At 36.7% G+C, this 4,153-nt stretch carries 3 protein-coding genes; all 3 read left to right on the top strand.

Annotated features, from left to right (window positions below):
- Positions 1-413 precede the first annotated feature (413 nt).
- The 3 genes from Q1A47_RS20170 to pepF all read left to right on the top strand — a co-directional run bounded on the left by Q1A47_RS20170 (position 414) and on the right by pepF (position 3,807).
- Positions 414-611 carry a hypothetical protein gene (locus Q1A47_RS20170; protein ID WP_026680656.1) on the top strand — a complete coding sequence of 66 codons (198 nt, stop codon included), beginning with the start codon at positions 414-416 and terminating at the stop codon, positions 609-611.
- A 51-nt stretch (positions 612-662) separates the two neighbouring features.
- Positions 663-1,850 carry a competence protein CoiA gene (locus Q1A47_RS20165; protein ID WP_051388294.1) on the top strand — a complete coding sequence of 396 codons (1,188 nt, stop codon included), beginning with the start codon at positions 663-665 and terminating at the stop codon, positions 1,848-1,850.
- Positions 1,851-1,998: 148 nt separating this feature from the next.
- A complete protein-coding gene (gene pepF / locus Q1A47_RS20160) occupies positions 1,999-3,807 on the top strand; it encodes an oligoendopeptidase F (RefSeq protein WP_211911314.1) in 1,809 nt (602 codons plus the stop codon).
- Positions 3,808-4,153 lie beyond the last annotated feature (346 nt).

Below are 4,153 nucleotides of genomic sequence, written 5' to 3'. Positions count from 1 at the left end.
TCCATAATAGCTACTATAGGAAGCGTAGATCTGAGCATTTAGTGATAAGGACTGAGCGAATTTTGCTCCGTTTTTTTTATGTTCTTTTTTTGTCCCACATATAACTGGCAGTAAGCCCGCCACTCCAAGAAGAAAAATAATTGGCTAAACCTAAGTAGGCTAACTTACCCGCCACTCCGTATAAAGTTTTTCTGAGGAAGCACAAAAAGTGGTGCCTCTAGCTTCGTATTGCCAAAAATAGTATCTTTTACGGAATGATGAACTGGGACTTGATATTTTCGTTCATATCAGTGAAACCGATATGGATAATGTGGGGTGGACTGCCAGTAAATGTCCGATTGATTAATTTTGGATTTAATTTTCTTCCTACAACGTTGTTTAATTTGATAGAATATAACAGGAGAGGTGAGCGCATGAGGAATCTACCCTTATACGGTAAAGTAAATATCATCATTGCTGCTGTATTCATGATTACAGGAATTTTATTATTCATCCAACGATTAGGTGCAGTTTTCGAGTGGCGGGATCAGTATCTGTCTCTTTCTTTTATTTTTTTAGGTAGCGCTTTATTTTTAAGTACCATTCGCTTAAAGAAAAAGAAGAATAATTAGAAGGATTTAAGCACTTTCTGTCGAATTCTTATTATTCACGGAGGTGTTTTTATGCTGCAAGCAATAGCGCAAACTGGAGAAATCGTGCTACTTTCTATTAAAACAAGGCATGAAATTGAACAATTGCGAAAACAGACCTTTTATTGTCCAATATGTAAGCAGCAAGTAATCATGAAAGCAGGTGCAGAGGTAATCCCACATTTCGCTCATTATTCATCAAGCCACTGCCGAATTCGTGAAGATGGTGAAGGGGCGTATCATGAGTCCGGGAAATTAATACTGTATCAATGGTTAAAAGCCCAAAAGCTAAACGTAACATTGGAGCCATTCCTCAATGAAATTCAACAGCGACCTGATATTTTATTAACGGTTAACACGAAAAAGATAGCTTTGGAATATCAGTGTGCTACAATTCCAATATCTATTATTACGGCCAGAAATAAGGGTTATCAGGCTGCAGGAATTACTCCCATATGGATACTTGGTGCTAAGCATTTTAAGCGTGAAACAGCCAGTAAATTTCGTTTATCTCCATTTACCAGCTCCTTTATACATCAATTTCCCACAAGCCAATCTTTGAAAGTTTTTTTCTTCTGTCCTATTACACGTTACTTTATTACCGCCCAAAACATTTATTTTACTACCAGTTTTAAAGCATTAGGTAAGTTTGTAATTACAAAGCTCAAGCATCTCATTTTTACGGATATATTTAAAGAAATTTCTTTCCCTAAACAAGAACTGTATCCATTATGGTTAAAGGAAAAGATGCTTTTTCGGACCAAATCACGAGTTCGAACAACCAAGCAAGAATTTTTATGGTTGAAATGGCTATATATAAAACAACACCATGTGGAAACATTGCCGTCCCTCATTTATTTACCGATATCATCGCAGATTCGTATGAACAAGCCTCTATGGCTCTGGCAAAGTAAAATTATCTTAGATCATATAGCTCCTCTATCAGTTGGTACAAAAATGGATGTTAGATTTATTGGTCGTTTATTGAACAAGCAAACTAGGTCAATAAGTCAAACCCCACTATTATTAAAGACGAAAAATCCTCTTATAGAATATATGTCTCTACTTGAACAACTGAAAATTGTAAAGCAGAATGCTCCCTTTATTTATACAAAACGCATACCAGTTTTCGTTCCTTCAACTTTAGAGCGAGCACTAGAAGAAGATCAGCTAATCATTAATCAATTACAGAAGCAAAATAAAAGCATGATTCATAAATAATACGATATACTAAATAGCAAGTATGCATTTTAAAAGAAGACTTTAAAATGCTTAACAAACAAGATAATGAGTTTTGTTTATTGGCTAAAAAGGAATTAGCAAACACATCACGAAAGAATAACTATAGGACGAATAGGGAGGAATAGAATTGGCTAAATCAACTAAGGAATTACCTAAACGAGAAGAATTACCTGAAGAGTCAACGTGGAAATTAGAAGATATCTTCGAAACGAATGATGCGTGGGAGCAGGAATGGAAAAGTCTGCAGCAAGCTATTCCACAAATTGAAGCATACCAAGGAAAATTAGCAGAATCACCTGCAAAACTTCTAGAATTATTGCAGCTACAGGATAAGCTATCAGAACGACTAGGTAAGCTATATACATATGCGCATATGCGATATGATCAAGATACAACAAATGGCATGTATCAGCGGTTAAATGCTCAGGCCGAGAGTATATTGACTTCAGCTTCTAGTTCAATGAGTTTTATAGTTCCCGAAATTTTAGCAATCGATGAGGAGAAGCTAAATCGTTTTTTAAAGGAAGAACAAGGTTTAAAGGCCTATAAAAAGACGTTGGATGAAATTACCCGTCAACGGCCACATATTTTAAGCGAGCGAGAAGAGGCAATACTTGCTGAATCATCAGAACCGATGTCAGCTGCTTCGCAAACATTCGGTATGCTGAATAATGCAGATTTAACATTTCCATCGATAAAAAATGAAAATGGAGAGGAAGTAGATCTAACACATGGACGATATATCCGTTTTTTGGAGTCCAAGGATCGTTCTGTCCGCAAAGCAGCCTTTGAAGCAATGTATGATACGTACGGGAAATTTCAAAACACGTTCGCTTCTACATTAAGCGGGAATATTAAGAAGGATAACTTCTTTGCAAAGGTTAGAAATTATAATTCTGCAAGACAAGCAGCATTGGATGATAATCATATTCCGGAAAAGGTCTATGATAATTTGATAGAAGCAGTTGATGAAAAGCTCCCATTACTTCATCGATATACCGAATTACGTAAAAAAGTGTTAAAGCTGGATGAGTTGCATATGTATGATCTCTATACGCCGCTTGTTCAGGATGTAGATATGGAGATTCCTTTTGAAAGAGCCAAGCAATACGTCTTAGAGGGGCTTTCTCCATTAGGTGATGACTATCTAAGTATCATAAAAGAAGGTTATGAGAATCGATGGATTGATGTAGAAGAGAATAAAGGAAAACGTAGTGGCGCATATTCTTCTGGTGCATACGGTACTAACCCATATATACTGTTAAATTGGCAAAACAATGTTAATGATATGTTCACATTAGCTCATGAGCTTGGACATTCCGTGCATAGTTATTATACAAGAAAAAATCAGCCTTTCCGTTATGGAAATTATTCTATTTTTGTAGCAGAAGTAGCATCTACCTGTAACGAGGCATTGTTAAATGACTATCTATTGAATAACTTAGAGGATGAGAAGCAAAAGCTATATTTGCTTAACCATTTCCTAGAAGGATTTAGAGGTACTGTCTTCCGTCAAACAATGTTCGCGGAATTTGAGCATATTATTCATGTGAAACAGCAAGAAGGTGAAGCGCTAACTGCAGAAAAATTAACAGAGGTATACTACGATCTAAATAAAAAATACTTTGGCGATGGGGTAATTTCCGATAAAGAAATCGGGATGGAATGGGCACGAATTCCTCATTTTTATTACAACTACTATGTATACCAATATGCTACAGGATACTCTGCAGCTACCGCATTAGCAAGTCAGATCCTAGATGGTAAGGGAGATGCAGTAAAACGCTATATCAATTTCTTGAAAGCAGGTAGTAGTGATTATCCAATTGAAGTATTGAAGCAAGCAGGAGTAGATATGAACGATAAACAGCCTATTTTAGATGCTCTAGATGTATTTGAGGAGAAACTAAATGAAATGGAGCAGCTGCTAAGCTAATGAAATAGTGGGTTGACTAACAGAGTCTCCCTACACTGCCGAGAAATTTTTCTCGGCAGTTATTTTATTGTCAAGGAAATGATAAAATTAGCCCGTGTGGATAAATAGGGGTGTGTTGAGCCGCGTCCAGTTCCAGCGCCCAGAAACGAAGCAACTTCACGAATCGCCTATGCTAAGTCATCATTGGCTCGTAAGCACCCCGTGATTCCTTTATCTCTGTTGATTCGCTCCAGTCGCTATGTTTCTAATCGGACGCTTGCGTTTTGTTCATAAGTTAAGAAAGTATAAAATCAGTGCAATGACTGCGTTAAGCCAAGTAGTTATTTTGAAATGTTTGATGTATATT

The organism is uncultured Virgibacillus sp. (assembly GCF_947495635.1).
Taxonomy (GTDB): domain Bacteria; phylum Bacillota; class Bacilli; order Bacillales; family Amphibacillaceae; genus Virgibacillus; species Virgibacillus salarius.
The sequence above is the reverse complement of the archived record's forward strand: the minus strand, read 5'-3'. Positions and strand labels throughout refer to the sequence as shown.

Excerpts from the sequence above, each read along its gene's own strand:
- Q1A47_RS20165 (WP_051388294.1), top strand. The coding sequence starts at position 663 with ATGCTGCAAGCAATAGCGCAAACTGGAGAAATCGTGCTACTTTCTATT.
- Q1A47_RS20170 (WP_026680656.1), top strand. The coding sequence starts at position 414 with ATGAGGAATCTACCCTTATACGGTAAAGTAAATATCATCATTGCTGCT.